The sequence below is a fragment of the Streptomyces sp. NPDC059994 genome, assembly GCF_042737755.1.
GTDB lineage: Bacteria > Actinomycetota > Actinomycetes > Streptomycetales > Streptomycetaceae > Streptomyces.
The window spans coordinates 25,520-51,499 of the sequence record NZ_JBHWUR010000049.1; the positions used below are offsets into that span (position 1 = coordinate 25,520).

Annotated in this window: 25 protein-coding genes; 19 read left to right on the plus strand and 6 right to left on the minus strand. The window is 72.3% G+C overall.

Translation table 11 applies throughout. The features are described from left to right. Window position 1: 1 nt before the first annotated feature. Window positions 2–541: an arginine repressor gene (locus tag ACFWA7_RS23170; RefSeq protein WP_067155970.1), complete on the plus strand. Its 540-nt coding sequence runs from the start codon at window positions 2–4 to the stop codon at window positions 539–541. Between the two features lie 12 nt (window positions 542–553). Here ACFWA7_RS23170 and ACFWA7_RS23175 read toward each other — a convergent pair whose 3' ends face one another. Beyond that, complete coding sequence (locus ACFWA7_RS23175) at window positions 554–1,264, minus strand: L,D-transpeptidase family protein (RefSeq protein ID WP_385539900.1); 711 nt, start codon at window positions 1,262–1,264, stop codon at window positions 554–556. Between the two features lie 205 nt (window positions 1,265–1,469). Between ACFWA7_RS23175 and ACFWA7_RS23180 the strand changes: the two genes are divergently transcribed. The 3 genes from ACFWA7_RS23180 (at window position 1,470) to lepB (ending at window position 5,248) form a co-directional block, all read left to right on the plus strand. Then, window positions 1,470–2,666, plus strand: a complete 1,197-nt coding sequence (locus tag ACFWA7_RS23180) for an argininosuccinate synthase (protein WP_385539851.1) — start codon at window positions 1,470–1,472, stop codon at window positions 2,664–2,666. A 105-nt stretch (window positions 2,667–2,771) separates the two neighbouring features. After that, entirely contained in the window at window positions 2,772–4,199 is a 1,428-nt protein-coding gene (gene argH / locus ACFWA7_RS23185; protein ID WP_385539853.1) for an argininosuccinate lyase, read from the plus strand. 119 nt (window positions 4,200–4,318) lie between these two features. Beyond that, window positions 4,319–5,248, plus strand: coding sequence for a signal peptidase I (gene lepB, locus ACFWA7_RS23190; protein ID WP_385824919.1), 930 nt, complete (start codon window positions 4,319–4,321; stop codon window positions 5,246–5,248). A 78-nt stretch (window positions 5,249–5,326) separates the two neighbouring features. Here the strand turns inward: lepB and ACFWA7_RS23195 are convergent, their stop codons facing one another. Further along, entirely contained in the window at window positions 5,327–5,833 is a 507-nt protein-coding gene (locus ACFWA7_RS23195) for a DinB family protein (protein ID WP_385539855.1), read from the minus strand. A gap of 117 nt (window positions 5,834–5,950) precedes the next feature. On the opposite strand from ACFWA7_RS23195, the gene ACFWA7_RS23200 reads away from it, so the two are divergent. Beyond that, window positions 5,951–6,502, plus strand: a complete 552-nt coding sequence (locus ACFWA7_RS23200) for a TetR/AcrR family transcriptional regulator (RefSeq protein WP_385539857.1) — start codon at window positions 5,951–5,953, stop codon at window positions 6,500–6,502. After that, window positions 6,499–8,043, plus strand: a complete 1,545-nt coding sequence (locus tag ACFWA7_RS23205; protein WP_385824921.1) for an MFS transporter — start codon at window positions 6,499–6,501, stop codon at window positions 8,041–8,043. Before ACFWA7_RS23200 ends, ACFWA7_RS23205 begins: the two co-directional genes overlap by 4 nt. A 192-nt stretch (window positions 8,044–8,235) precedes the next feature. Here the strand turns inward: ACFWA7_RS23205 and ACFWA7_RS23210 are convergent, their stop codons facing one another. After that, window positions 8,236–8,907 carry a 1-acyl-sn-glycerol-3-phosphate acyltransferase gene (locus tag ACFWA7_RS23210; protein ID WP_067155949.1) on the minus strand — a complete coding sequence of 224 codons (672 nt, stop codon included), beginning with the start codon at window positions 8,905–8,907 and terminating at the stop codon, window positions 8,236–8,238. A 253-nt stretch (window positions 8,908–9,160) separates the two neighbouring features. On the opposite strand from ACFWA7_RS23210, the gene ACFWA7_RS23215 reads away from it, so the two are divergent. The 3 genes from ACFWA7_RS23215 (at window position 9,161) to ACFWA7_RS23225 (ending at window position 11,458) form a co-directional block, all read left to right on the plus strand. Further along, entirely contained in the window at window positions 9,161–10,327 is a 1,167-nt protein-coding gene (locus ACFWA7_RS23215; protein ID WP_385539861.1) for a glycerophosphodiester phosphodiesterase, read from the plus strand. Window positions 10,328–10,423: 96 nt separating this feature from the next. Next, entirely contained in the window at window positions 10,424–10,918 is a 495-nt protein-coding gene (locus ACFWA7_RS23220; protein WP_385539863.1) for a sigma-70 family RNA polymerase sigma factor, read from the plus strand. 36 nt (window positions 10,919–10,954) lie between these two features. Beyond that, complete coding sequence (locus ACFWA7_RS23225; RefSeq protein ID WP_385824923.1) at window positions 10,955–11,458, plus strand: GNAT family N-acetyltransferase; 504 nt, start codon at window positions 10,955–10,957, stop codon at window positions 11,456–11,458. Here ACFWA7_RS23225 and ACFWA7_RS23230 read toward each other — a convergent pair. Together ACFWA7_RS23230 and ACFWA7_RS23235 are read right to left on the minus strand one after the other, a co-directional pair. After that, the gene (locus ACFWA7_RS23230; protein ID WP_385539867.1) at window positions 11,455–11,907 is read right to left on the minus strand and encodes a hypothetical protein; all 453 of its coding nucleotides are present in this window, start codon (window positions 11,905–11,907) and stop codon (window positions 11,455–11,457) included. The two genes, ACFWA7_RS23225 and ACFWA7_RS23230, sit on opposite strands and share 4 nt — an antisense overlap. A gap of 2 nt (window positions 11,908–11,909) precedes the next feature. Then, window positions 11,910–12,269 carry a hypothetical protein gene (locus tag ACFWA7_RS23235; RefSeq protein ID WP_361374866.1) on the minus strand — a complete coding sequence of 120 codons (360 nt, stop codon included), beginning with the start codon at window positions 12,267–12,269 and terminating at the stop codon, window positions 11,910–11,912. 548 nt (window positions 12,270–12,817) lie between these two features. On the opposite strand from ACFWA7_RS23235, the gene ACFWA7_RS23240 reads away from it, so the two are divergent. From ACFWA7_RS23240 to ACFWA7_RS23275, 8 genes are all read left to right on the plus strand, one after another. After that, window positions 12,818–13,888, plus strand: coding sequence for a methionine ABC transporter ATP-binding protein (locus ACFWA7_RS23240; protein WP_385824925.1), 1,071 nt, complete (start codon window positions 12,818–12,820; stop codon window positions 13,886–13,888). Then, on the plus strand, window positions 13,885–14,553 hold the full coding sequence (locus ACFWA7_RS23245; protein WP_371651342.1) for a methionine ABC transporter permease: 669 nt from the start codon (window positions 13,885–13,887) through the stop codon (window positions 14,551–14,553). Before ACFWA7_RS23240 ends, ACFWA7_RS23245 begins: the two co-directional genes overlap by 4 nt. 69 nt (window positions 14,554–14,622) lie before the next feature. Continuing rightward, window positions 14,623–15,486, plus strand: a complete 864-nt coding sequence (locus ACFWA7_RS23250) for a MetQ/NlpA family ABC transporter substrate-binding protein (protein WP_385539870.1) — start codon at window positions 14,623–14,625, stop codon at window positions 15,484–15,486. A 174-nt stretch (window positions 15,487–15,660) separates the two neighbouring features. Continuing rightward, window positions 15,661–16,305, plus strand: a complete 645-nt coding sequence (locus ACFWA7_RS23255; RefSeq protein ID WP_385539872.1) for a GNAT family N-acetyltransferase — start codon at window positions 15,661–15,663, stop codon at window positions 16,303–16,305. Between the two features lie 114 nt (window positions 16,306–16,419). Next, entirely contained in the window at window positions 16,420–17,640 is a 1,221-nt protein-coding gene (gene cbiE, locus ACFWA7_RS23260) for a precorrin-6y C5,15-methyltransferase (decarboxylating) subunit CbiE (protein WP_385539874.1), read from the plus strand. Between the two features lie 334 nt (window positions 17,641–17,974). Continuing rightward, entirely contained in the window at window positions 17,975–21,532 is a 3,558-nt protein-coding gene (gene cobT / locus ACFWA7_RS23265; protein WP_385824927.1) for a nicotinate-nucleotide--dimethylbenzimidazole phosphoribosyltransferase, read from the plus strand. A 142-nt stretch (window positions 21,533–21,674) separates the two neighbouring features. After that, window positions 21,675–22,904 carry a uroporphyrinogen-III C-methyltransferase gene (gene cobA / locus ACFWA7_RS23270; protein ID WP_385824929.1) on the plus strand — a complete coding sequence of 410 codons (1,230 nt, stop codon included), beginning with the start codon at window positions 21,675–21,677 and terminating at the stop codon, window positions 22,902–22,904. Window positions 22,905–22,968: 64 nt separating this feature from the next. Next, on the plus strand, window positions 22,969–23,784 hold the full coding sequence (locus ACFWA7_RS23275; protein ID WP_385539880.1) for a TrmH family RNA methyltransferase: 816 nt from the start codon (window positions 22,969–22,971) through the stop codon (window positions 23,782–23,784). Between the two features lie 6 nt (window positions 23,785–23,790). Here ACFWA7_RS23275 and ACFWA7_RS23280 read toward each other — a convergent pair whose 3' ends face one another. Then, on the minus strand, window positions 23,791–24,990 hold the full coding sequence (locus tag ACFWA7_RS23280; protein ID WP_385539882.1) for a serine/threonine-protein kinase: 1,200 nt from the start codon (window positions 24,988–24,990) through the stop codon (window positions 23,791–23,793). A 201-nt stretch (window positions 24,991–25,191) separates the two neighbouring features. Here ACFWA7_RS23280 and ACFWA7_RS23285 point away from each other — a divergent pair, with 201 nt between their 5' ends. Together ACFWA7_RS23285 and ACFWA7_RS23290 are read left to right on the plus strand one after the other, a co-directional pair. Beyond that, on the plus strand, window positions 25,192–25,458 hold the full coding sequence (locus tag ACFWA7_RS23285) for a hypothetical protein (RefSeq protein ID WP_190089580.1): 267 nt from the start codon (window positions 25,192–25,194) through the stop codon (window positions 25,456–25,458). A 187-nt stretch (window positions 25,459–25,645) separates the two neighbouring features. Next, window positions 25,646–25,855, plus strand: a complete 210-nt coding sequence (locus ACFWA7_RS23290; RefSeq protein WP_385539884.1) for a hypothetical protein — start codon at window positions 25,646–25,648, stop codon at window positions 25,853–25,855. Window positions 25,856–25,980 lie beyond the last annotated feature (125 nt).

The following is a 25,980-nucleotide window of genomic DNA, read 5'->3' on the forward strand; positions in this document are numbered from 1 at the left end:
GATGACCGACGAGGCGCAGGACTCCGAGCCGGGCGGCCCCGCCGTACCGCAGACCCGCACCGCCCGCCACCGCCGGATCGTGGACATCCTGAACCGACAGCCGGTGCGGTCCCAGAGCCAGCTCGCCAAGCTGCTCGCGGACGACGGGCTGAGCGTCACCCAGGCGACGCTCTCCCGCGACCTCGACGAGCTGGGCGCGGTGAAGATCCGCAACACCGGCGGCGAGCTGATCTACGCGGTGCCCAGCGAGGGCGGCTTCCGCACGCCCAAGGCCCCCCTCGGCGAGTCGGCCAAGGAGGAGCGGATGCGCAGGCTCTCCGCGGAGCTGCTGATCTCCGCGGAGGCCTCCGCCAACCTGGTGGTGCTGCGTACGCCGCCGGGCGCCGCCCAGTTCCTCGCCTCGGCCATCGACCAGGCCGAACTGCACGACATCCTCGGCACGATCGCGGGTGACGACACCCTGATGCTGATCAGCCGCGACCCGGCCGGCGGCCAGGCCCTGGCCGACCACCTGCTGCGCCTGGCGCAGAACGACCGCTAGGCGGGAGGCGGTTCAGTAACGCGTGATCGCGGTCGGCCCGGACGCCGTGCCGATCGCGATATGGGGGTGCTTGGCCGGGTCCGCCCAGGCCAGGATGCGGGCCATCGCGTCCGCCGGGACGGACACGCAACCGGCCGTCGCCCCCTTCCCGTTGATGTGCAGGAAGATCCCCGCACCCCGCCCGCGCACCGGCTGGTCGTAGTTGAACCCGACCACCAGGGCGCGGGCGTACTGCGTGGGGAAGGCGGTGATCCGCTCGGACTCGCTCGCGCGGCAGTCGGCGGGCAGGCCCTCCACCCAGCGGTTGTACGCCTGCGAGGCGGTGTCCTCGCACCACCAGGACCTGTCGGTGGCACGGCGGTAGGAGGACCGGGTCCCGGCGGGCGCGGCCGTGGTGCCGAAGGCGTACGGCAGGTCGTAGAGGCCGGTCGGGGTGGTGCTGGTGTTCTGCTTGCGGGCGGTGCCCTCGACCAGGCCGTTGGAGCCGAACCTGGCGTCGGCCCGGCCCGCCACCACCCACAGCGGCCCGCGCTTGTTCCACCAGGTCACCGTGCCCGTGGTGGAGCCGGTGGACGATGCCTCGGCGGTGATCAGCTGGGTGCCGCCGCCGGTGTCGGCCATCCGGTTGGGCAGGTGCGGCGCGTGGAACGGGCAGGAGTCCGCCACGGCGGCCGGGGTCGCGAGCGCGAGCAGGGCCGCGCCGAGCGCGAGAGCGGTACGCATCATGCCCGAGACCGTACGCGGCCCGCCCGCTGACGTCCTCTCAGGGGGCCGAACCGTTACCCCAGCCGCGTGGCGACGGCCTCCCGACGGCCTCCCGGCCGCCTCCCGGTGGACCCTCGCCCCTCCCGTCGTACCTCTCGTTGACAAAACATACGGAGCACTGCATAGTTATACCCATCACCGAATGCACCGTAAGGAGAAACCCGTGACCGAGCGCGTCGTACTCGCCTACTCGGGCGGTCTGGACACCTCCGTCGCCATCGGCTGGATCGCCGAGGAGACGGGCGCCGAGGTCATCGCCGTTGCCGTGGACGTCGGCCAGGGTGGCGAGGACCTGGACGTCATCCGCAAGCGCGCGCTCGCCTGCGGTGCCGTCGAGGCCGAGGTCGCGGACGCGAAGGACGAGTTCGCCGACGAGTACTGCCTCCCGGCGATCAAGGCCAACGCCCTGTACATGGACCGTTACCCGCTGGTGTCGGCCCTCTCCCGGCCGACCATCGTCAAGCACCTGGTGGCCGCCGCACAGAAGCACGGCGCCACCACGGTCGCCCACGGCTGCACCGGCAAGGGCAACGACCAGGTGCGGTTCGAGGCCGGCATCGCCGCGCTCGGCCCCGACCTGAAGTGCATCGCCCCGGTCCGTGACTACGCGATGACCCGGGACAAGGCGATCGCCTTCTGTGAGGCCAAGAACCTCCCCATCGCCACCACCAAGAAGTCGCCGTACTCGATCGACCAGAACGTCTTCGGGCGGGCCGTCGAGACCGGCTTCCTGGAGGACATCTGGAACGCGCCGATCGAGGACATCTACGAGTACACCTCGAACCCGGCCGAGCAGCGCGAGGCCGACGAGGTTGTCATCTCCTTCAAGGAGGGCGTCCCGGTCGCCATCGACGGCAGGCCCGTCACCGTGCTCCAGGCGATCCAGCAGCTCAACGAGCGCGCCGGCGGCCAGGGCATCGGCCGGATCGACATGGTCGAGGACCGGCTCGTGGGCATCAAGTCCCGCGAGGTGTACGAGGCGCCCGGCGCGATCGCGCTGATCACCGCGCACCAGGAGCTGGAGAACGTCACCGTCGAGCGCGAACTCGCCCGCTACAAGCGGCAGGTCGAGCAGCGCTGGGGCGAGATGGTCTACGACGGCCTGTGGTTCTCCCCGCTCAAGCGGGCCCTGGACGGCTTCATCAACGAGGCCAACCAGCACGTCACCGGCGACATCCGGATGACCCTGCACGGTGGCCGCGCCGTCGTCACCGGCCGGAAGTCCGAGGAGTCGCTGTACGACTTCAACCTCGCCACCTACGACTCGGGCGACACCTTCGACCAGTCCAAGGCGCAGGGCTTCATCGAGATCTTCGGCCTCTCGTCGAAGATCGCCGCGCGGCGTGATCTGCAGGCATAGCCTGACGTCGACCTGGCGTAACGACGACTCGTCGGTATTGCCGCCTCCCCGATCCTCTGCGGCGGGGAGGCGGCCGTATATCCACCCTTGTGAGGAGCAGCAGCTGTGAGCAGCAACAACGGTGACGTCCGGCTCTGGGGCGGCCGTTTCGCCGACGGTCCGGCGGAGGCGCTGGCGAAGCTGTCGGCGTCGGTCCACTTCGACTGGCGGCTCGCGCCGTACGACATCGCCGGTTCACGCGCTCACGCCCGAGTGCTCCACAAGGCGGGCCTGCTCACCGAGGACGAGCTCCAGCGGATGATCGCCGGCCTCGACCACCTGGAGGCCGACGTCGCCGACGGCTCGTTCGTCGGCACCATCGCGGACGAGGACGTGCACACCGCCCTGGAGCGGGGCCTCCTTGAGCGGCTCGGCCCCGACCTCGGCGGCAAGCTGCGCGCCGGCCGCTCCCGCAACGACCAGGTCGCCACGCTCTTCCGGATGTACCTGCGCGACCACGCCCGGATCATCGGCGGCCTGGTCGCCGAGCTCCAGGACGCGCTGGTCGGCCTCGCCGAGGCACACCACGATGTGGCGATGCCCGGCCGCACCCACCTCCAGCACGCCCAGCCGGTCCTCTTCGCCCATCACGTGCTGGCCCACGTCCAGTCCCTGTCCCGGGACGCCGAGCGGCTGCGGCAGTGGGACGAGCGCACGGCGGTCTCCCCGTACGGATCGGGCGCGCTCGCGGGCAGCAGCCTCGGCCTCGACCCGGAGGCGGTCGCCGCCGACCTCGGCTTCGAGCACGGCAGCTCGGCCAACTCCATCGACGGCACGGCCTCCCGCGACTTCGTGGCGGAGTTCGCCTTCATCACCGCGATGATCGGCGTCAACCTCTCCCGGATCGCCGAGGAGGTCATCATCTGGAACACGAAGGAGTTCTCCTTCGTCACCCTCCACGACGCCTTCTCCACCGGCTCCTCGATCATGCCGCAGAAGAAGAACCCGGACATCGCGGAGCTGGCGCGCGGCAAGTCCGGCCGTCTGATCGGCAATCTGACCGGCCTCATGGCGACGCTGAAGGCCCTGCCGCTCGCGTACAACCGCGACCTCCAGGAGGACAAGGAGCCGGTCTTCGACTCCTGCGACCAGCTGGAGGTGCTGCTGCCCGCGTTCACCGGGATGATGGCGACCCTCACGGTCAACAGGGAGCGCATGGAGGAGCTGGCGCCCGCGGGCTTCTCGCTCGCCACCGACATCGCGGAGTGGCTGGTCAAGCAGGGCGTGCCGTTCCGGGTGGCGCACGAGGTCGCGGGGGAGTGCGTCAAGGTCTGCGAGGCGCAGGGCATCGAGCTCGACGAGCTCACCGACGACCAGTTCGCCAAGATCTCCGAGCATCTGACGCCGGAGGTGCGGACCGTCCTGAACGTCCCCGGCGCCCTCGCGTCCCGCGACGGCCGCGGCGGCACCGCCCCCTCGGCCGTCGCGGTCCAACTCGCCGAGGTCAAGGCCGACCTGACCGTCCAGCACGCCTGGGCCACCGCCAGGAAATGAGATACCGGTACGGGGTGTGCGCGCCGCGCGTGCCCCGTACGGATGGACCGGGCCGCCGATGTAGATCAGCGGCACCCGTTTCGTGCGACCATGGTCCCTTCGGCGGTGAGGGAGTGGACGTGGGGGACGTGGCGGTCGGCGCGCAAGAAGGACACGGGGAGGCCGAGCGGCCCCAGCAGGACCCCGCGGGACCGGAGGGGCTCGACCGGCCCCAGGGGACCGAGGGCACGGCGACGGCGTCCGAGGCGGTGCACGGCGAGCCGGCCGTACCGGTCGGCGGGACCGCGCCGAAGACCGGCAAGCAGCGCTCCTTCTGGAAGGAGCTGCCGCTGCTCATCGGTATCGCGCTGATCCTCGCGCTGCTGATCAAGACGTTCCTGGTGCAGGCGTTCTCGATCCCCTCGGACTCGATGCAGAACACGCTGCAGCGCGGTGACCGGGTCCTGGTGGACAAGCTGACGCCGTGGTTCGGCTCCGAGCCCGAGCGTGGCGAGGTCGTCGTCTTCCATGACCCGGGCAACTGGCTCCAGGGCGAGCCGACGCCGCAGCCCAACGCCGTTCAGAAGGTGCTCAGCTTCGTCGGACTGATGCCGTCCGCCGAGGAGAAGGACCTGATCAAGCGGGTCGTCGCGGTCGGCGGGGACACCGTGGAGTGCAAGGGAACGGGCCCCCTGAAGGTCAACGGCAAGGCGCTGAACGAGCCGTACGTCTTCGCCGGGAACACCCCGTGCAGCACGGACCCGGAGAGCCAGTTCAAGATCACGGTGCCCAAGGGCCGCATCTGGGTCATGGGCGACCACCGGCAGAACTCGGCGGACTCCCGCTACCACCAGGAGCAGCCGGGCGGCGGCTCGGTGCCGGTCGACAAGGTCGTCGGGCGCGCGCTCGTCATCGCCTGGCCGATCAACCGCTGGGACACGCTTCCGGTGCCGAGCACCTTCGGCCAGTCGGGTATCGGCACGGTCGCGGCGGCGGCGCCCGCCGCGCTCGGCCTGCTCGGCGCGGCCCCGGTCGTGCTGCTGCGCAGGCGCCGGCGCAGCACCCGCTGACGAGGTACGGGCAGGGCCCGGACAGCCTGTGAAGGCGGTCCGGGCCCTTTGCGTTGCCGCTGCGCGCCCGGACGCCGGTTACGCCCCGACCGTCCCGTCGATCCCCTCGCGCAGGAAGTCCGCGTGGCCGTTGTGGCGGGCGTACTCCAGCGTCACGTGCACCATCACGAGCCGCAGCGAGACGTCCGTGTCCCACCGGGAGGCATGGACGACCGCGTCGAGCGACTCGGCCTCGCGCTCTATGCGGCGGGAGTGCTCGACCTCGGCCTGCCACCGTTCGAACGCGTCCGTCCGGCCGGCGCCGCTCGCGTCGTACGCCACCTGGTAGTCGTTCACGTCCGAGTAGACCAGCGTGATGTCCTCGCCGTTGACGACCTTGCGGAACCAGGTGCGCTCCACCTCCGCCATGTGCCGTACGAGACCGAGCAGCGAGAGCGTCGAGGGCGGCATGGACTGCGCGCGCAGCTCGTCGTCGGTCAGGCCCTCGCACTTCATCGCGAGCGTCGCGCGGTGGTAGTCCAGGAAGGCCCGCAGCGTCTCGCGCTCACCGGCGAGGAGGGGCGGCGGGACGCGGTTGTCGGTCACTTGGGGTTCCTTCCGAGCGTGTTGAGGGGGCGCCCGCCAGGCTAGTGAGCCAAGGGGTCATGAGTCGACAGGATTTCGAATGAGACGCTGACGTCTCATTCGGGCTATAGTTGTCTCATGACCGTGGACCGCGACCAGGTGCTGCGTACGGCAGCCGCCCTGCTCTCCCGTAAATCGACCGCCACGATGGACGAGGTGGCCCGCGCCGCCGGCATCGGGCGCGCCACCCTGCACCGCCACTTCGCCGGCCGCGACGCGCTGGTCAGGGCGCTGGAGAACTTCGGCATCGAGCGGTTCGAAGCCGCTCTGGACGCGGCCCGGCTGGACGAGGGGCCCGCCCCCGAGGCGCTGCGGCGGCTGATCGCCGAGGTGGAGCCCGCGGCCGGGCTGCTCGCCTTCCTGGTCACCGAGAACCAGCTCTTCGAGGGCGACCAGATGAACGAGGGCTGGGCCCGGCTCGACGCCCGCGTCTCCGCGCTCTTCCGGCGCGGCCAGGAGCAGGGCGAGTTCCGGATCGACCTCACCCCGGCATGGCTCACCGAGGCCCTGTACGGCCTGATCGGCACCTGCGCCTGGGCCGTCCAGGTCGGCCGGGTCGCCGCCAACGACTTCCAGTACATGATCGTCGAGCTGCTGCTCGGCGGAGCGCGACGGAGCGTGGAGAAATGACCAGTACCGACCGGCGGGCCGAGCCCGGCCACGATGTGCGCCAACCGGGCCGCTGGCTCGCCCTCTCCGTGCTCGTACTGGCCGTGCTCCTCGTCGCCGTCGACGCGACCGTGCTCGGACTCGCCACGCCGTTCCTCAGCGAGGATCTGAAGCCGTCCGGCCCGCAGCTGCTGTGGATCGGCGACATCTACTCGTTCGTCATCGCGGGCCTGCTCGTCTCGATGGGCAGCCTCGGCGACCGGATCGGCCGCAAGCGGCTGCTGCTCTGCGGCGCGGTGGCCTTCGGCGCGGTCTCGGTGCTCAACGCGTACGCCTCAAGCCCCGAGATGATGATCTTCGCGCGGGCGCTCCTCGGCGTGGCGGGCGCGACCCTGATGCCGTCCACCCTGGCGCTGATCCGGAACATCTTCCACGACCCCCGCGAGCGCAGCCTGGCCGTCGGCATCTGGGGTGCGGCGGCCTCGGCGGGCGCCGCCGTCGGGCCGGTCGTCGGCGGCTTCCTCCTGGAGAACTTCTGGTGGGGCTCGGTCTTCCTGATCAACCTGCCCGTGATGGCCGTGCTCGTGCTCGTCGGCATCAAGCTGCTCCCCGAGTCGCGCGACCCCAACCCGGGCCCGTGGGACGTGGTCAGCGTCCTTCTGTCGCTGGTGGGCATGGTCGCGATCGTGTACGCGGTGAAGGAGGCCGCGGCCAACGGCTTCGGCCTGGAGATCGCCGGGGTGGCGGCGGTGGGCGTGCTGGCCCTGGTCTGGTTCGTACGCCGCCAGCTGACCCTCGACTCACCGCTGCTCGACATACGGCTCTTCCACCACCGCGGCTTCTCCGGCGCGGTCCTGGCCGATCTGCTGACCATCCTGGGCCTGTCCGGCCTGGTGTTCTTCCTCTCCCAGTTCCTCCAACTGGTCCAGGGGCGCTCGCCCTTGGAGGCCGGGCTGATCGAACTGCCCGCGGCCGTGGGCGCGGTGGGCGCCGGACTCGCGGCGGGCCATGCGGCCCGCCGGGGCTCGGTGCGCAGCGCGGTCGCCGTGGGGCTGGCGGCGGTGGGCGCGGCCCTCGCGGCCTGCGTGGCGATCACGGCCGACACGGGGGTCATCGCCCTCGGGATCGCGCTGTTCGTGGGCGGCCTGGGAGCCGGCCTCGCCTTCACGGTCACCGCCGACGTGATCCTCTCCAGCGTGCCGAAGGAGCAGGCCGGGGCGGCGTCGGCGGTCTCCGAGACCGCGTACGAACTGGGCGCGGCCCTCGGTATCGCGCTGCTCGGCTCGGTGGTCACGGGCATCTACCGCGGCTTCGAGGCCCCGGCGGGCCTGCCCGCGGGGGTCTCCGAGGAGGCCCACGACTCGCTCGGCGGCGCGGTGGAGTCGGCCGCGCGACTCCCGGCCGAGCAGGCGGCCCCGATGCTGTCGGCCGCCCGGGACGCCTTCACGGACGGCTTCCAGACGGCCGCGGCCGTCGGCAGCACGGTCCTGTTCGCGACGGCGGTGGCGGCGTGGTTCCTGCTGCGGGGCCAGCGCTTGGAGGAGGGCCTGGAGCACCCGTGAGCCCCGTAGCGGCTCCGCCACGCGGTCGCTCCCAGCCACGAGTGCCCCAAAGGGACGCGGGGCTGTGACACTGTGCGGCTCCGCCGCGTGGGCGCGCTCAACCCAAGACGGTCCGCACCCGAAGAGGCAACCTCTCCGCCTGCGGACCGTGCTGGGCTGAACGCGCAGTTCCCCGCGCCCCCAAGGCGGCGGCTACGCCGCCTTCGCCTTCGTGGCGTACATGTCCACGTACTCCTGCCCGGACAGCCGCATGACCTCCGCCATCACCGAGTCCGTGACGGCCCGCAGCACATAGCGGTCCCGGTCCATGCCCTCGTACCGCGAGAACTCCATCGGCTCGCCGAAGCGGACCGTCACCTTGCCGGGCCGCGGCAGCCCCGCCCCGCTCGGCTGGATCTTGTCCGTGCCGATCATCGCGAACGGCACGACCGGCGCACCGGTCATCAGGGTCAGCCGCGCGATGCCGGTGCGACCGCGGTACAGACGGCCGTCGGGGGAGCGGGTGCCCTCCGGGTAGATGCTGAAGACCTTGCCCTCCTCCAGGACCTGACGCCCCGTCATCAGCGCCGCGACACCGCCGTGGCCGCCGTCGCGGTTGACCGGGATCATGCCGACGCCGCTGAAGAACCACGCCATCAGCCGGCCCTTGAGGCCCTTGCCCGTGACGTACTCGTCCTTGCCGATGAAGTACACCGGACGGTCCAGGCACACCGGCATGATCATCGAGTCGATGAACGTCAGGTGGTTGCCCGCGAGGATGACCGGACCCGTCCCCGGAATGTTCTCGACGCCCTCCACCTGCGGACGGAACATCAGGCGCATGATCGGTCCGAGCACTGCCTTGATGAGCGCGAGTCGGGACAACGCTTCCTCCGGGGTCGTGGGCTGGGGTCCGCGCGGAATGAGGTCCGCGCAGGTGAGGACGATACTCGCGGGCCGCGTCTGATCGCACATCGGGTTCACGGAGTGGATACGCGATGGTGACGTGTGTTTACGCCACGTTCCGCCCCCATTGGCCGTGGGGGCTCCCCTCCTTAAGGGGTGTACGCCTACGCTCGTCCCCTCCCGTTGACAGGTTCGGGACACGCGGAACAACAGGCACTTCCAAGGAGCGTTCATGACACAGGGTGAGCGGATGAGCCCCGGGCGGCGCACCGTGCTCGGCGCGGCGGTTCTGGGCACGGCGGCCGCCGGGCTGCCCGCCGCGGCCGCGAGCGCGCAGACCCGGCAGGGGCACGGCGACGCCCGCCGCCACGGCACGTACAAGGACCTGCCGGTCCCGTACGTGATCGGGCACCGCGGCACCGCCGGATACCGCCCCGAGCACACCCTCGGCTCCTACCAGCACGCCCTGGACCTCGGCGCGCACGTCATCGAGCAGGACCTCGTCCCCACCAAGGACGGGCATCTGGTCTGCCGTCACGAGAACGACATCACCGCCACCACGGACGTCGCCGACCACCCCGGGTTCGCCGCCCGCAAGGCCACCAAGACCATCGACGGCGTGGCCGTCACCGGCTGGTTCACCGAGGACTTCACGCTCGCCGAGCTCAAGACCCTGCGCGCCAAGGAGCGGCTGCCCGCCGTCCGTCAGCGCAACACGCTCTACGACGGCCGCTGGGAGGTGCCCACCTTCGAGGAGGTCCTCCAGTGGGCCGAGCGCGAGGGCCGCCGCCTGGGCCGTCGCATCTGGCTGCACACCGAGACCAAGCACCCCACCTACTTCCGGGGGCTCGGCCTTCCCCTGGAGGACCGGGTCGCCAAGCTGCTGCGCCGCTACGGACGCCACCGCGCCGACTCCCCGCAGTTCCTCCAGTCCTTCGAGCCCAGCAGCATCCAGCGGCTGAGCCGCTTGGTCGACACCCCGTCGGTCGTGCTGCTCTCCGGCACCGGCACCCGGCCCTGGGACTTCGTGGTGAGCGGCGACCCGCGCACGACCGACGACCTGGTCAAGCCCGAGGGCCTGAAGTGGATCGCCTCGTACGCGCAGGGCATCGGCCCGACCCTGGACCTGATCGTCCCCAAGGACGCGGCGGGCCGGCTCACCAAGCCGACCACCCTGGTCGCGGACGCCCACGCGCACGGCCTCGTCCTCCACCCGTACACGATGCGCGACGAGAACACCTTCCTGCCCGCCGACTTCCGGCGCGGCACCGACCCCAACGCCTACGGGGACGCCTTCGGGGCCTTCAAGGCGTACTTCGCGACCGGCATCGACGCGGTCTTCTCCGACAACGCGGACACCGCGCTGCTCGCCGCAGCGGACTTCCGCGCGAAGCGCTAGCCCCGTACCGGTAGCTCTCGTATACGAGTCTTCACTTACGGGTGAGATGCGGCCGCCGTCGAAACCGCCTCGCGCGGTGGTCGCGTCCCGCCGGGCATGGACCTCGTCAAAGAGCTGAGCCCGCTGCTGGCCGCCGAGGCCGCCGCGGAGGCGCCGGGCGCCGGAGTCGACCCGGCCGACCTCGAACAGGACGTCTGGGTGCGTCTGCTGGAAATCCGTCCGGCGGACCCCGTGCCGTGGGTGCGTTGGGCCGTTCGGGCGGAAGTGAGACGAGCCCGCCGCCGGGCGCGGCGCGAACTGCCGTTCGCCGCTGAACCGGCCGCCGACCCGGAAACAGGCCCGGAACGCCAGGTTCTGAGCGAGGAACTGAGCAGTGCTCTGCGTACGGCCGTGGCCAGAACTCCGGGGAACTGCCCGCGCCTGCTGACCGCACTTCTTTCGCCCAGCGACCTCACCTACCGCGAAATCGCAGGGGAGTTGGATATCTCACAGGGGAGTCTGGGGCCGATGCGTTCCCGTTGCCTGGGATGCCTGCGCAGAATGCTCGCGGCGGAGGTTGCGGCTCCTGGCCTGCGGGGAATGGAGCGTTAGACAACCGGCGGACAGGTGAGCGGAAGGCATGCACACATGGGCATGAGCGTGATCATCTCTGCGGCGCGTGAAGGCGACTGCGAGCAGATCCTCAAGCTTCAGTACCTCTGCTACCAGAGCGAGGCGGAGCTCTACGGCGACTACTCCATCGAGCCGCTCACCCAGACGCTCGACGGTTTGCGCAGCGAGCTCGGGCGCGGGTACGCGCTGGTGGCGCGGCTCGGCGACGAGGTGGTCGCCTCGGTCAGAGGCAGCGTGGACGCGTCGGGCACCGGCCGGATCGACAAGCTGATCGTGCACCCCCGGATGCAGGGCCACGGCCTGGGCAGCCGGCTGCTGAGCGCCATAGAGGACCACTTCGCCGGCCAGCTGTCGGCCAAGAGGTTCCAGCTCCTCACGGGGCATCGCAGCGATTCCAACCTGCGGCTGTACCGCAAGCACGGCTACGCGCCGGTCTCCACGGAGGCGCTGAGCCCCCGCCTGTCGCTGGTCACCCTGGAGAAGGAGGCGTCGGCCCGGGAGTTCGTCGCGAGCGCCTAGGCCTGGGCGGCTGCCGCCTCGTCCCTGTTCCTGCGCAGCCACAGCATGCCCAGGACCGGCAGGATCACCGGGATGAGCAGGTAGCCCGCGCCGTAGTCCGACCAGACCGTGGCATCGGGGAACGCGGACTTGTCCGCGAGCGTCCAGGTGCCCACGGTCAGGACGAAGACCAGCTCGGCGGCGCAGCACACCAGCGCCGTGCGGCGCAGCCGCTCGCCGCCGCGTACCAGCGAGAACGTGATGAACCCGTACACCACGGCGGCCACGGCCGAAAGGACGTACGCCAGCGGCGCCCTGCCGAAGTCCTGGATCATCTGGACGACCGAGCGGGAGGCGGCGGCGACGGTGAACACCCCGTAGAACCAGACCAGTACGCGGCCGGGGCCGCTGCCCAGCCTCCTGCCGTCGGACTCGTTCCGCCCGGTGGACTCGGTGGTGGACTCGGCCACGGTCACCCTCCCCAGATGTCGTAGAGACGCACTTCGAGCACCGCGAGCACTACCGCGCCGGCCGAGACCGTCACGGAGCCCCACTTGGTCCGCTCGCTCAGCGAGAGCAGACCCGCCGCCGGGACCGCCGCGAACGAGCCCACCAGATAGGCGATGAAGATCGCCATGCCCTGGTCGGGCCGCTCGCCCCGTCCCAGCTGCACGACGCCGACCACGAGCTGGGCCAGGGCCAGCACGGAGACCACGGCCATGCCGATGAAGTGCCAGTCCTTGGTGGGCTGGTCCCGGTAGGCGGCGAAGCCGCACCAGGCGGCGAGGGCGAGCGCGGCGGCGGCGACCGCGACCGTCAGGGCGTCAAGCATGAGAACGAGCGTATTACGGCCCGAAGCACCCGATGCGCCCGCCCCGGGCGGGACCGGCCGGGGCGGGCGGGCCGCCGTGGCCTTGGCCACAGGACGCCGTCACCCGGGAGGCCGCGGCCGCTGTCGGCGGGGATGCGTTGCCGGGAGTATCGGCCCAGGCCGGACGGGGCAGGAGGGCGTTGACCTGGGCGTCCTCGCCGTCCGTCGGCCGTGCCGAGGGTGTCCGTATGGCGGTCCATTGATGTCCGGAATACGGACAGCGTTGATCCGCTCTTCGCTCCTTCTGCTTTACTTCGTGCATGACCACGACGAGCAGCCGCACCCTTGCGACCGAGGCGATGAACACGCCCGGTGCTCGTTGTATGTGTCGAATGTGCGCCTTCTGAGGGCCCCCGCCTGAGCCTCGCGCCCCGAAGCGAGACCCATGAGCCATGCCCGCGCACGCCATGCCTCCCGGTTACCACCGATGTGGCTGTGACGCGTCCCGAACACGAATGCCCCGTGCCCGGCGGACACCGCGCCGCGCACTCGACAGTGACGGAAATCCTGTGATCACCACTACGGGCCTCACCAAGGTCTACCAGTCGCGCGGCCGTGAGGTCACCGCCCTGGACGGCGTAGACCTCCATGTCCGCGAGGGCGAGGTCTTCGGCGTCATCGGCCAGAGCGGCGCCGGCAAGTCCTCCCTCATCCGCTGCGTCAACCTCCTGGAGCGGCCGACCACCGGCACGGTGACCGTCGACGGCGTCGACCTCACCGCGCTCGCCGGGCGCGGCCGCCGCGCCGGCAAGGAGCTGCGCCAGGCGCGCAGCCGTATCGGCATGGTCTTCCAGCACTTCAACCTGCTCTCCGCGCGCAATGTGCAGGACAACATCGAGCTGCCGCTGGAGATCCTCGGCGTCTCCGGCAAGGAGCGCTCCCGCAAAGCCCTCGAACTCCTCGACCTGGTCGGCCTCGCCGACAAGGCCAAGGCGTACCCCGCCCAGCTCTCCGGCGGCCAGAAGCAGCGCGTCGGCATCGCCCGCGCCCTGGCCGGCGATCCCAAGGTGCTGCTCTCCGACGAGGCGACCAGCGCGCTGGACCCGGAGACCACCCGCTCCATCCTCCAGCTGCTGCGCGACCTCAACCAGCAGCTCGGCCTCACCGTGCTGCTCATCACCCACGAGATGGACGTCGTCAAGACGGTCTGCGACTCGGCCGCGCTGATGAAGCGGGGCAGGATCATCGAGTCCGGCACCGTCGGCGAGCTCCTCGCAACCCCCGGCTCCGAGCTCGCCGCCGAGCTGTTCCCGGTGACCGGCGAGGCCACCGGCCCCGGGCGGACCGTCGTCGACGTGACCTTCCACGGCGAGTCGGCGACCCAGCCGGTCATCTCGCAGCTGGCGCGCACGTACAACGTCGACATCTCGATCCTCGGCGCCGCGATGGACACCGTCGGCGGCAGGCAGATCGGCCGGATGCGCATCGAGCTGCCCGGACGGTACGAGGAGAACGTCGTCCCGGTCGGCTTCCTGCGCGAGCAGGGCCTCCAGGTCGACGTCGTCGAATCCGACGTGGCCGACGCCGCAGTGGACATCCCGGCGCAGATCGCCGCCCCGGTCAAGGAAGGTGCCAAGTGAGCTGGTCCGAGATGCAGCCGCTGCTGTCCCAGGGAACCATCGACACCCTCTACATGGTGCTCTGGTCCAGTCTGGTCACCGTCGCGGGCGGACTGCCGCTGGGTGTGCTGCTCGTACTCACCGACAAGGGCGGGCTGCTCCAGAACCGCCCGGTGAACAAGGTCATCGGCGTGATCGTGAACATCGGCCGCTCGATGCCGTTCATCATCCTGCTGATCGCGCTGATCCCCTTCACCACCTGGGTGGTCGGCACCTTCATCGGCCCCAGCGCGATGATCGTGCCGCTCGCCGTCGGCGCCATCCCGTTCTTCGCCCGGCTCGTCGAGACCGCGATCCGCGAGGTCGACCACGGACTGGTCGAGGCGGTCCAGTCGATGGGCGGCTCCATCCCCACCATCGTCGGCAAGGTGCTGCTCCCGCAGGCGCTTCCCTCGCTGATCGCCGCGCTCACCACCACCGTGATCACCCTGGTCAGCTACTCGGCGATGGCCGGCGCGGTCGGTGGCGAGGGCCTCGGCTCCAAGGCCATCACCTACGGCTTCCAGCGCTTCGAGACCCCGTTCATGCTCATCACCGTCGGTGTGCTGATCGCCATCGTCACCGTGGTCCAGCTGATCGGCGACGGCGCCGTACGTCTCCTTGCCCGCCGGGGCCGTACCTCCTGAACTTTCCTCCGCAGAGCCCGCACTCCTTGTCCGGGCGACCACCCGCACCACCAGAAAGAGGCACTTTTCGTGCGTAACAACATCAAGATCACCGCTGCTGCCGCCGCCACCGCCGCCCTCGCCTTCGGCCTCACCGCCTGCGGCACGGCCTCCGACCCCAAGCCGTCGAGCGCCAAGGGCGCCTCCTCCGACACCTCCAAGGCGCTCGTCGTCGCGGCGTCCCCGACCCCGCACGCCGACATCCTGAACTTCGTCAAGAAGAACCTGGCGGAGAAGGCCGGACTCAAGCTGGAGGTGAAGGAGTTCACGGACTACGTGCTGCCGAACACCGCCACCCAGCAGGGCCAGGTCGACGCCAACTTCTTCCAGCACAAGCCGTACCTCGACGACTTCAACAAGAAGAACCACACGACGATCGTGCCCGTCGTCAACGTCGAGCTGGAGCCGCTCGGCCTCTACTCCAAGAAGGTCAAGTCCGCCAAGGAGCTCACCTCCGGGCAGACGATCGCGGTCCCGAACGACACCACCAACGAGGGCCGTTCGCTCCAGCTGCTCGCCTCCCAGGGCCTGATCACGCTGAAGGAAGGCGTCGGCACCTCCGCCAAGCTCTCCGACATCAAGGACAGCAAGGGCCTGAAGTTCAAGGAGATCGAGGCCGCCACGCTGCCCCGCGCCCTGAACGACGTCGACGCCGCGGTCATCAACGGCAACTACGCCATCGAGGCCAAGCTCAGCCCGGCCAAGGACGCGCTCGTCCTGGAGAAGGCCGACGGCAACCCGTACGCCAACTTCCTCGCCGTCAAGAAGGGCAACGAGGCCGACCCGCGGATCCAGAAGCTCGCCCAGCTCCTCAACTCCGACGAGGTCAAGAAGTTCATCCAGGACAAGTACCAGGGTTCGGTCATCCCGGCCTTCGGTGCCGTCAAGTCCTGACCCCCGCCGGTCAGTTCCCGCCACCGCGCCGGGGCCCCGCACACCGCACGGTGCGCGGGGCCCCGTTGTGGCCGTCCACCTCCCGGGCGTCCCCCCGGCCATGCACATCCCCGCGCCGATGCTGCATGCTGTGCCTTTACGGCCTGACGACCGTCCCCCGGCATGGAGCGGCACATGACTACCCCGACCCCGGTGTTCCCGGACATCTCCATCAGCACGGACCGGCTGGTGCTGCGCGCCTTCGACGAGGACGACATCCCGGCGCACATCGAGATGATGAACGACGAGCAAGTCATCGCCTGGACCTCCGTGCCCCAGCCCTACACGGCCCGTGACGCCCTGGAGTTCGTAACCCTGCACGCCCCCGCCGAGCGCACCTCGGGGCGCGGGATCGTCTTCGCCGTCACCGAGTTCCTCACCCAGCGCCTGGTCGGCGTCATCCACCTGCAGAACACCAACTGGCGCACCCTGGCCACCGAGGTCGGCTACGTCGTCGCCCCCTGGGCGCGCGGCGAGGGCTATGCCACCGAGGCCGTGCTCGCCGCCGCGCAGTGGCTCTTCCGGGACCAGCGCTTCGAGCGCGTCGAGCTGCGCACCGCCGCCGACAACACCGCCTCCCAGCAGGTCGCCCAGAAGATCGGCTGCATCAGCGAGGGCGTGCTGCGCAACGCCTGGATAGCGCGGACGCAGACGGAGGACGGCGGCTGGGCGGACATCCGCACCGACCTGATCGTGTGGAGCCTGCTGCCCGAGGACCTCGACGGCGTCGCCGACCAGCTCGCGGACGCCGGATACGCCTCGTACGCCGACTGGAACTGAGTCGGTCCCCTCCCTCGCTCGCCCGACCGCACCCCCGCCGCACCAGGTACTCTCACCGTGGCCGGGCCCACCGGGGCCGCCCCGGCCTGCGACAACTCCAGGAGACTGACGACGATGGCCGACCGCGTCACGGTGATCGGCTGGGACGGTTCGCCGCTCACCTCGGCGGCCAGGTCCGCGCTGTCCGCCGCCACCCTGGTGGCCGGCGCCGCCCACCACCTGGCGCTGCCCGAGGTGCCGCCGCGCGCCGAGCGGATCCGCCTCGGCAGCGTCGACCTCGCCGCCCGCCGCATCGCCGGCCACCGCGGCAGCGCGGTCGTCCTGGCCGACGGCGACCCCGGGTTCTTCGGCGTCGTACGCACCCTGCGCGCCCCCGAGCACGGCCTGGAAGTCGAAGTGGTGCCCGCCGTCTCGGCCGTGGCCGCCGCGTTCGCCCGGGCCGGGATGCCCTGGGACGACGCCCAGATCGTCGTCGCCCACCGCCGCACCCTGCGCCGGGCCGTCAACGTGTGCCGGGCGCACAACAAGGTCGCCGTCCTCACCTCGCCCGGCGCCGGGCCCGCCGAGCTCGCCCTGCTCCTCGAAGGCGTCCACCGCACCTTCGTCATCTGCGAGGAGCTCGGCAGCGAGCGCGAGCAGGTCACCGTCCTCACCTCCGACAAGGTCGTCGACCACGCCTGGCGCGACCCCAACCTGGTCATCGTCATCGGCGGCGGCGGCCACGGCGCCGTACCCGGATCCGGCTGGATCGCCGGACGCGACCCGGGCCACCCGCAGCAGGTGCGCGGCTGGGCGCTGCCCGCGCACGAGTACGGGGACGGGCTCGGTCCGGGCGAATCGGCCGGTCTGCGCGCCGCCCAGCTGGCCCGGCTCGGCCCGCGCACCGGCGATCTCGTCTGGGACATCGGCTGCGGCAGCGGGGCGCTGGCCGCCGAGGCCGCCCGGTTCGGGGCCGCCGTCATCGCCGTCGACGCCGACCCGGACGCCTGCGCCCGCACCGAGGCCGCCGCGCGCCGCTTCGGCGTCCAGCTCCAGGTACGGGCGGGCCGCGCCCCGCACGTGCTGGAGTCGCTGCCCGAGCCCGACGTCGTCCGCGTCGGCGGCGGGGGAGCGGAGGTCGTCTCCGCGTGCGCCGACCGCCGCCCGGAACGGATCGTCGCGCACGCCACCACCCGCGACGGCGCCGAGGCGATCGGGGCCGCTCTCGAAGCCGGCGGGTACGACGTGGAGTGCGCCCTCCTCCAGTCCGTGGAGCTGGACACGAGCGCCTGGTCGGAACGCGAACGCTCGGTCGCTTTCCTGCTCTCCGGAAGGCGCCGGGAAAGGTCCCTGTGATCTCTCCGGCGTGTCGTCCGGGGTAGGCTGGCCGACTGTTGTACCGCACCGGGCCGTTCGGCGCTACGTTCGTCAATGTCCGGAATGGGGAACCGGTTTGGACCCTGTCGCGGTACGTCGGATCCTGGGGAAGCGCAACGTGGCGCACCCCACACGTTCCGTGGCCGAGACGGGGCGCCAGGTCGGCGATCTCCCGCGAGAATGCTTTGTGTTCGCGGGAGGTTCGCACCGCGCGGCGGACCCGCTCGTTCTTGTTGACGGGGGCGGGCGCGCCGTGTGCGGGCGGTCCCCGGGCGCAGGCCGAGGAAGCACTACAGATGGGCGAGGGGTACGCATGACTGACACCGGCCAGGTCCCGGGCGAGGGACTGCCGGAGGACGCAGGCATGGTGGAGCAGCCGGGCGTCCCCGCTCCCGGCGCGTACACCTTCCTCGACCCCTCCGACGGTTCGGCGCTCGGCGCGGACGACGACGACCTCCTGCTGATGCCCGGCGCCCAGGGCGCCTGGATCGACCCGCAGTCCGCGCCCGCCCCGCTCGCGGCCCCCGTGCCGGTGCACTCCCCGGCGCACGGCGCCCCCGCCGCCCCCGCCCCGGAGCAGCCCGCCGAGCCCGGCGCCCACGAGGCCGGCGGACGCGACTCCGGTTCGGTGGACCTGGGCGCCGTCCGCGCCCAGTCCGCGACGCCCCCGCCCGCCCGCCGCCCGCTGCACATGGGCCCGCAGGTGCCCGACGCCTCCGGCGGTGTCGTACGGTCCCTCGCCGACCGCGGCCCGGCCGCCGGCGCCACGGCGAACCCTGCCCCGGCCCGCACCCCCGGCCCGCCGGCCGCCGGACCCGAATACCTGGACGTGCCCCGCGAGGAGGCGGCCGCGCCCCGGCCCGCCCCCCAGCTGAGCGAGCTCCCGCCGCAGGGCGCGACGCCGTGGGAGTCCGTGCCGCCGCAGGAGGCCGTGGAGGCCCCGGCGCCGCAGCCCGCGCCCGAGCCGCAGCCGGCCCAGCGGATCCGGCAGCCCGAGCCCGTACGGGCCGAGGCCGCGGTGCCGCAGGCCGCGGTGCCGCAGGCCGTGCAGCCCCAGCCGTCCCTTGCGCAGCCTGAACCCCAGCAGTCACAGAACGGGCTGGTCAGCCCCGCAGAAACGGTCGTCCCGGAGGAGTTCGTGGCGGCCGGGGTGCCCGTCCACGCCGTCGCCGCCGAGCAGCCGTCGCCGGTGATGGCGCCGTTGCCGCCGGTCTCGCCCGCCGTGCCGGTACCGGCCGTACAGCCGCCCGCCGTCGGTCAGTTCGTACCGGTGGAGGGCTCGGTCCCGACCGGGCCGCATCTGGCCCCGTCGCCGGTGCAGCCGGTCGCCGCACCCCCCGCCGAGCAGGCGCCCGTACCCGAGCCCGTACCCGCGCCCGAGCCCGCCCCGGCGCCCGCCGCCGAGCCGGTGGCCGTGCCGGTCGTGGCAGCCGCGTCGGAGCCGTCGCAGGCGCCGCCGCAGATCCCTCAGCCCGTGCAGCCCTCTCAGCCCGGGGGCGGGCAGCCGGAGCCGGTGGCCGTGCCGGTCGTCGAGCCCGTGGCGCCGGTGGCGCCCGTGGCCGTGGGCCCCGTGGCCGTGGAGGAGAACGAGGTCGCGGAAGCCGTGGCCGAGCCCGTCGCCGTCGCTGCGGTGCCGGAGCCGGTCGCTGCGGTGCCGGAGCCGGTCGCCGAGCCCGTCGCCCCCGTCGCCACGGCACCGGAAGCCGTGGAGCCCGTGGAGGCGCCCGCGCCCGCCGGGCCCGTGGCCGAGGTCCAGGAGCAGGGCCAAGTCCAGGTGCGGGAGCTGGACGCGGTGGAGCCGCAGGCCGTGCCCGTCCCGGCCGCCGCGCCGCCGGTCGTGCCCGTACCCCGCGCCGAGTCCGTCCCGGAGCCGCAGCCCGAGACGGTCCCGGCGGCCCCCGGGGCACCGGCTCCCGTGCCGGTCACGGACGAGCCCGAGCCCCTGGCCGCCGAGGCCGGTCCGGAGCAGGCCGCGCCCGCGCCCGTGATCATCGAGGACGACGAGGACGCGGCCGAGGAGATCACCCCGGTTGCCCCGGCCGCCGACGCCGTCGAGCAGGGCGAGCCGCTCCCGGCCGACGCGGCCCCGGAGGCCGGGAGCGCCGACGCGGACGACGAGGACGCCTACGCGGAGCCGGGCGCCCCGGCCCCCGGCTACGCCGACGCCGAGCGCGAGGCCGTGCTGCGCGTGATGCGCGAGCGGCGCGACATCCGCAACGGCTTCCGCAGCGACCCCATCCCGCACGAGGTGCTGCTGCGCGTCCTGGAGGCCGCGCACACCGCCCCCAGCGTGGGCCACTCGCAGCCCTGGGACTTCGTGGTCATCCGGTCCGCCGAGACCCGCCGCACCATGCACGAGCTCGCCCAGCGCCAGCGCGACGCGTACGCGAAGTCGCTGCCCAAGGGCCGCGCCAAGCAGTTCAAGGAACTGAAGATCGAGGCCATCCTCGACACTCCGGTGAACATCGTGGTCACCGCCGACCCCACCCGCGGCGGCCGCCACACCCTGGGCCGCTACACCCAGCCGCAGATGGCCCCGTACTCCTCGGCGCTCGCCGTCGAGAACCTCTGGCTCGCCGCCCGCGCCGAGGGCCTCGGCGTCGGCTGGGTCAGCTTCTTCGACGAGCGCGAGATGGTCCGCGCGCTCGGCCTGCCCGAGCACCTGGAGGTCGTCGCGTACCTCTGCGTGGGATACGTGGACGAGTTCCCGGAGGAGCCCGAGCTGATGCAGGCGGGCTGGTCCAAGCGGCGCCCGCTGTCCTGGGTGGTCCACGAGGAGACGTACGGCCGCCGCGCCCTGCCCGGCGAGGACCCGCACGACCTGCTCCAGGAGACCGTCGCGGGCATCCGCCCGCTGGACGCCAAGGCGCTCGGCGAGGCGTGGGAGCGGCAGAAGCGGATGACCAAGCCGGCCGGTGCGCTCGGCATGCTGGAGATCATCGCCGCGCAGCTCAGCGGCCTTTCCCGCAAGTGCCCGCCGCCGATCCCGGAGCCCGCCGCCGTGGCGATCTTCGCGGGCGACCACGGTGTGCACGCCCAGGGCGTCACCCCCTGGCCGCAGGAGGTCACCGGCCAGATGGTCGCCAACTTCCTGGGCGGCGGCGCGGTCTGCAACGCGTTCGCCAACCAGGTCGGCGCCGAGGTCTGCGTCATCGACGTGGGCGTGGCGAGCGAACTCCCGGCCACCCCGGGGCTGCTGCCCCGCAAGGTGCGCCCCGGCACCGGCGACATGACCACCGGGCCCGCCATGACCCGCGAGGAGGTCATCGCGGCCGTCGAGGTGGGCATCGAGACTGCCCGCGACCTGGTGGCGGCGGGCAACAAGGCGCTCCTCACGGGCGAGATGGGCATCGCCAACACCACCGTGTCGGCCGCCCTGATCTCCCTCTACACGGGCGTCGACGCGGCCGAGGTCACCGGCCGCGGCACCGGCATCAACGACGAGACGCACGCCCGCAAGGTCGATGTGGTCCGCCGCGCCCTGGAGCTGCACAGCCCGGACCCGGCCGACCCCATCGGTGTCCTCTCCGGGATCGGCGGCCTGGAGCACGCGGCCATGGTCGGCTTCATCCTCGGCGGCGCCTCGCTGCGTACGCCGGTGATCCTGGACGGCGTGAGCGCGGGCGCGGCGGCCCTGGTCGCCCGGGCCATCGCACCGGAGTCCCTGGCGGCGTGCATCGCGGGCCACCGCAGCGCGGAGCCCGGCCACGTAGCGGCCCTGAACAAGCTGGGCCTGCGCCCGCTGGTCGATCTGGACCTGCGCCTCGGTGAGGGCACCGGCGCCCTCCTCGCCCTGCCGCTGGTCCAGAGCGCGGCCCGGGCGATGCACGAGGTCGCTACCTTCGACTCGGCCGGAGTTACCGAGAAGTAGCCACTGTCGTACCCGGTGTGCCCGCCCGTTCCGCAGTACGGAACGGGGGGCGCGCCGGGCGACGGTCCGCAGACAATGGGGTCCGGGGCGACGCCCCGTCCTCCGACGACGCCCGCCGACGCCGCACCAGGAGCCACCCGCCATGGCAGAACACCCCGCGTACCCCGTAGGCCTGCGCCTCACCGGCCGCCGCGTAGTCGTCATCGGCGGCGGCCAGGTGGCCCAGCGCCGGCTCCCGGCCCTGATCGCGGCCGGCGCCGACATCGTCCTGGTCTCCCCGGGCGCCACTCCCTCCGTCGAGGCGATGGCGGACACCGGCGAGATCACCTGGCACCGCCGCCCGTACGAGGACGGCGACCTCGCGGACGCCTGGTACGCGCTGATCGCCAGCAGCGACACCGAGGCCAACCGGCTCGCCTCCGCCGAGGCCGAGTTCCGCCGCGTCTGGTGCGTACGCTCCGACGACGCGAGCCAGGCCACCGCCTGGACCCCGGCCACCGGCCGCAGCGAGGGCGTCACGGTCGCCGTGCTCACCGGCGGCGCCCCCGACCCCCGCCGCACCGCCGCCATCCGCGACGCGGTGGTCGAGGGCCTGCGTGACGGCACCCTGGTCGCCCCGCACCACCGCACCCGGACCCCCGGCGTCGCCCTGGTCGGCGGTGGCCCCGGCGACCCGGACCTGATCACCGTGCGCGGCCGCCGGCTGCTCGCCGAGGCCGATGTGGTCATCGCCGACCGGCTCGGCCCGCGCGACCTGCTCGACGAACTCCCGCCGCACGTCGAGGTGATCGACGCCGCGAAGATCCCGTACGGCCGGTTCATGGCCCAGGAGGCCATCAACAACGCGCTGATCGAGCACGCCAAGGCGGGCAAGGCGGTGGTCCGGCTCAAGGGCGGCGACCCGTATGTCTTCGGCCGCGGCATGGAGGAGCTCCACGCGCTCGCCGAGGCGGGCATCCCGTGCACGGTCGTCCCGGGCATCTCCAGCTCGATCTCGGTGCCGGGCGCGGCCGGGATCCCGGTCACCCACCGGGGCGTGGCACATGAGTTCACCGTGGTCAGTGGCCATGTGGCCCCTGACGACGCCCGCTCGCTCGTCGACTGGGAGGCGCTCGCCCGGCTCACCGGCACGCTGGTGATCCTGATGGGCGTCGACAAGATCGGCGCCATCGCCCGGACGCTGATCGCCCACGGCAAGAACCCCGAGACGCCCGTGGCCCTCGTCCAGGAGGGCACCACCGCCGCCCAGCGCCGGGTCGACGCGACCCTCGCCACCGTGGGGGAGACTGTGACCACGCAGGACGTGCGGCCGCCGGCCGTCATCGTGATCGGTGACGTCGTCGCCGTGGGTCCTGCCCGACCCACTACGTAACCCGCGGTAACGGATCTCGGTCCGGGCCGTTGGCACCACACCCAGGACAAGGCAGTATCACCCTGTGGCTGATCTCATCACCATCGACGACCCCGACGACCCGCGCCTGCGCGACTACACGGGCCTGACCGACGTCGAGCTGCGGCGCAGGCGCGAGCCCGCCGAGGGCCTGTTCATCGCCGAGGGCGAGAAGGTCATCAGACGCGCCAAGGACGCCGGTTACGAGATGCGGTCCATGCTGCTCTCCGCCAAGTGGGTCGACGTCATGCGCGACGTCATCGACGAGCTCCCGGCGCCGGTCTACGCGGTCAGCCCCGACCTCGCCGAGCGCGTCACCGGCTACCACGTGCACCGCGGCGCCCTCGCCTCGATGCAGCGCAGGCCGCTGCCGACGGCCGAGGAGATCCTCGCGACCAGCCGCCGGGTCGCGGTGATGGAAGCCGTGAACGACCACACCAACATCGGCGCGATCTTCCGCAGCGCGGCCGCCCTCGGCATGGACGCGGTGCTGCTCTCGCCGGACTGCGCCGACCCGCTCTACCGCCGCTCGGTGAAGGTCTCCATGGGCGCGGTCTTCTCCGTCCCGTACGCGCGACTTGAGGCCTGGCCCAAGAGTCTGGCGACCGTGCGCGAGGCGGGCTTCCGGCTGCTCGCCCTCACCCCGGACGAGAAGGCCTCCGTCATCGACGAGGCGGCGCCCCACCGGCTGGACAAGGTGGCCCTGATGCTCGGCGCGGAGGGCGACGGGCTCTCCACCCAGGCCCTGGTCGCGGCCGACGAATGGGTCCGCATCCCGATGGCCCACGGCGTCGACTCGCTCAACGTGGGCGCGGCGGCCGCCGTCGCCTTCTACGCGGTGGCGACGGGCCGCCCCGCGTAACGCTCGCTACAACTGCTGCGCCGCCGCGATCCCCAGCGCCACGATCAGTGTGACCACGAAGAACACGATCAGACGCTGGCGCAGCAGCCGCGGGTTGGCGGGGCGCAGCCGGCCCGTGCCGGTACGGGCGCCGGTACGGGGCCCGGGGCGGCCGTTGGTACGGCTGGGGGAGCGCGTGCCGGACCGGGGCGCGGGCGGGCGCGAGCCGCCCGTGCGCGGGGCCTGCGCCCGCTGGCCCGCGCCGGTGCCCCGGCCGGTGTCGGTGTAGCGCTGGGTGCGCTCGTCGTGCTCGTACCGCTCGGTGCGCTCGCTCAGCCGCCCGGTGGCGCGTTCCGCCTCGGAGCGGTCGCGCTGGGCGGGCGGGCGGGCGTCCAGGCCGCCGCCCTGCGCCTCCCGCGCCGCGATCTCCTTGAGCCGCATCGAGAGCTGGAGCGTGCTGGGACGCTCCTCCGGGTCCTTCGCCAGACAGGCCCGCACCAGCGGTGCCAGCGCGTCCGGCACCCCGTGCAGCTGCGGCTCCTCGTGCACGACCCGGTAGAGCATGACCTCTGAACTGCCGTGCCCGAAGGGCGAGTCGCCCATCGCCGCGTACGCAAGCGTCGCGCCCAGCGAGAAGACGTCCGTGGCGGGCGTGACCGCCGCGCCGCGCACCTGCTCGGGCGCGAGGAAGCCGGGCGAGCCCACCGCCGTGCCGACATGGGTCAGCGTGGAGGCGCCGGTCGCCCAGGCGATGCCGAAGTCGATGATCCTGGGGCCCTTGGGGGAGAGCAGGATGTTGGACGGCTTGAGGTCCCGGTGCACCACACCGGCCTCGTGGACCGCCACCAGGCCCTCGGAGAGCGCGGCGCCGATCGCGGCGGTCTCGGACGCGGCCAGCGGGCCCTCCTCGGCGACCTTGTCGTGGAGCGAGGGGCCCGGCACGTACTGCGTCGCGAACCAGGGGCGGTCGGCCTCCAGGTCGGCCGCGACCAGCCGGGCCGTGCAGCCGCCGCGGATGCGCCGGGCCGCCGACACCTCGCGGGCGAAGCGCGAGCGGAACTCCTGGTCCTCGGCGAGGTCCGGCCGGATCACCTTCAGCGCGACCCGCTGGCCGCGCCGGTCGGAGCCGAGGTAGACGACACCCATGCCACCCGCGCCGAGGCGCCGGTGGAGCCGGAACGAGCCGACGACACGCGGGTCCTCGCGCCGGAGCCGCATCATCGCCATTTTCATCCCCGCTGCCCGGTCCTGTTGACGTGGCACAGCTTACGTACCCCCGGGCCGGTGTGCTCATAGGCCGCGCCCTCGCGCACCCATCGATTGTCAGTGCCCGGTGGGAAACTTGAAGAGTGGTCAGCAAGCCGCCGTGCGGGGCGAGCTGGCGCGAGCGTGATCTCAACCGTCCGTCGCAGAAGGGGGATTGGATCAGTGAAGGGTGACCGCGTGGAGATAGTCGTGGACGCGGGTGACACGACACGGACGTACGAAGTGGTGGCAAGCCGGGCGGGTCGCAGGGTGGAGACGGCGGTCCGCAGAGGGGTGGTCGAAGTGAGCGAAGTCACCCGTAGCGGCACGGTGGTGCGCACCGCGCGCTTCATGGCGAACCGGGTCCTGGCCCTGGTCGAGCAGCCCGTCCCCAGGGAGGACGCGTCGGAGGCGCAGGCCCGTCCCCTCCGGGAAGACCCCAAGTCCTAGGACGGCGTCTCCACCCAGGGGAGTACGAGAGTGGGGACGCACTCATCCCCTGGGAGGCCCGGCAATCGGTACGAGGGCATGACGCCCGGCGTCCGCCGTTTCCCTAATGTTGAGGTCAAGCGGCGGGCGCAGCACTCGTCCCCCGAGGTCAGACGCCCGCCGCTGCCCGATCGACAGGAGAGGGACCATGGCGGACACGGCTACGCGGACGGTTCTCCGCACACAAGGACGCAGGGCTTACGCCGCGGCGTTCGGTGTCCGCCGGTCCGGTCCGCGCCACCCCTTGGTGGCGACGGCCATGGCCCTTCCCCTGGCGGCCCTGCTGACAGTCGTCTTCGGCGGCTGGGACGCGGTGGCCACACAAGCGTCGTCCGTGGGCGTGATGCTGGGGCGCTGAGCGGCGCCCCGGACCCGGTAGAGCGGACCGGGTCGGGACATCCGGCCATTTTCAGCCCCGTGGGGACGGGGGTGCGGCGGACGGCAGAAAAGGCGTTGCCCGGACGGCTGGGGAGCCGGCCGGGC

What these genes read in the sequence shown, in the direction of transcription:
- cobT (WP_385824927.1), top strand. Translation starts at nt 17,975, where the DNA reads ATGACTGACACCGGCCAGGTCCCGGGCGAGGGACTGCCGGAGGACGCA.
- ACFWA7_RS23235 (WP_361374866.1), bottom strand. Translation starts at nt 12,269, where the DNA reads ATGCTTGACGCCCTGACGGTCGCGGTCGCCGCCGCCGCGCTCGCCCTC.
- cbiE (WP_385539874.1), top strand. Translation starts at nt 16,420, where the DNA reads ATGGCCGACCGCGTCACGGTGATCGGCTGGGACGGTTCGCCGCTCACC.
- cobA (WP_385824929.1), top strand. Translation starts at nt 21,675, where the DNA reads ATGGCAGAACACCCCGCGTACCCCGTAGGCCTGCGCCTCACCGGCCGC.
- ACFWA7_RS23280 (WP_385539882.1), bottom strand. Translation starts at nt 24,990, where the DNA reads ATGGCGATGATGCGGCTCCGGCGCGAGGACCCGCGTGTCGTCGGCTCG.
- ACFWA7_RS23290 (WP_385539884.1), top strand. Translation starts at nt 25,646, where the DNA reads ATGGCGGACACGGCTACGCGGACGGTTCTCCGCACACAAGGACGCAGG.
- ACFWA7_RS23220 (WP_385539863.1), top strand. Translation starts at nt 10,424, where the DNA reads ATGGACCTCGTCAAAGAGCTGAGCCCGCTGCTGGCCGCCGAGGCCGCC.
- ACFWA7_RS23175 (WP_385539900.1), bottom strand. Translation starts at nt 1,264, where the DNA reads ATGCGTACCGCTCTCGCGCTCGGCGCGGCCCTGCTCGCGCTCGCGACC.
- ACFWA7_RS23170 (WP_067155970.1), top strand. Translation starts at nt 2, where the DNA reads ATGACCGACGAGGCGCAGGACTCCGAGCCGGGCGGCCCCGCCGTACCG.
- ACFWA7_RS23225 (WP_385824923.1), top strand. Translation starts at nt 10,955, where the DNA reads ATGGGCATGAGCGTGATCATCTCTGCGGCGCGTGAAGGCGACTGCGAG.
- ACFWA7_RS23255 (WP_385539872.1), top strand. Translation starts at nt 15,661, where the DNA reads ATGACTACCCCGACCCCGGTGTTCCCGGACATCTCCATCAGCACGGAC.
- ACFWA7_RS23215 (WP_385539861.1), top strand. Translation starts at nt 9,161, where the DNA reads ATGACACAGGGTGAGCGGATGAGCCCCGGGCGGCGCACCGTGCTCGGC.
- ACFWA7_RS23200 (WP_385539857.1), top strand. Translation starts at nt 5,951, where the DNA reads ATGACCGTGGACCGCGACCAGGTGCTGCGTACGGCAGCCGCCCTGCTC.
- ACFWA7_RS23205 (WP_385824921.1), top strand. Translation starts at nt 6,499, where the DNA reads ATGACCAGTACCGACCGGCGGGCCGAGCCCGGCCACGATGTGCGCCAA.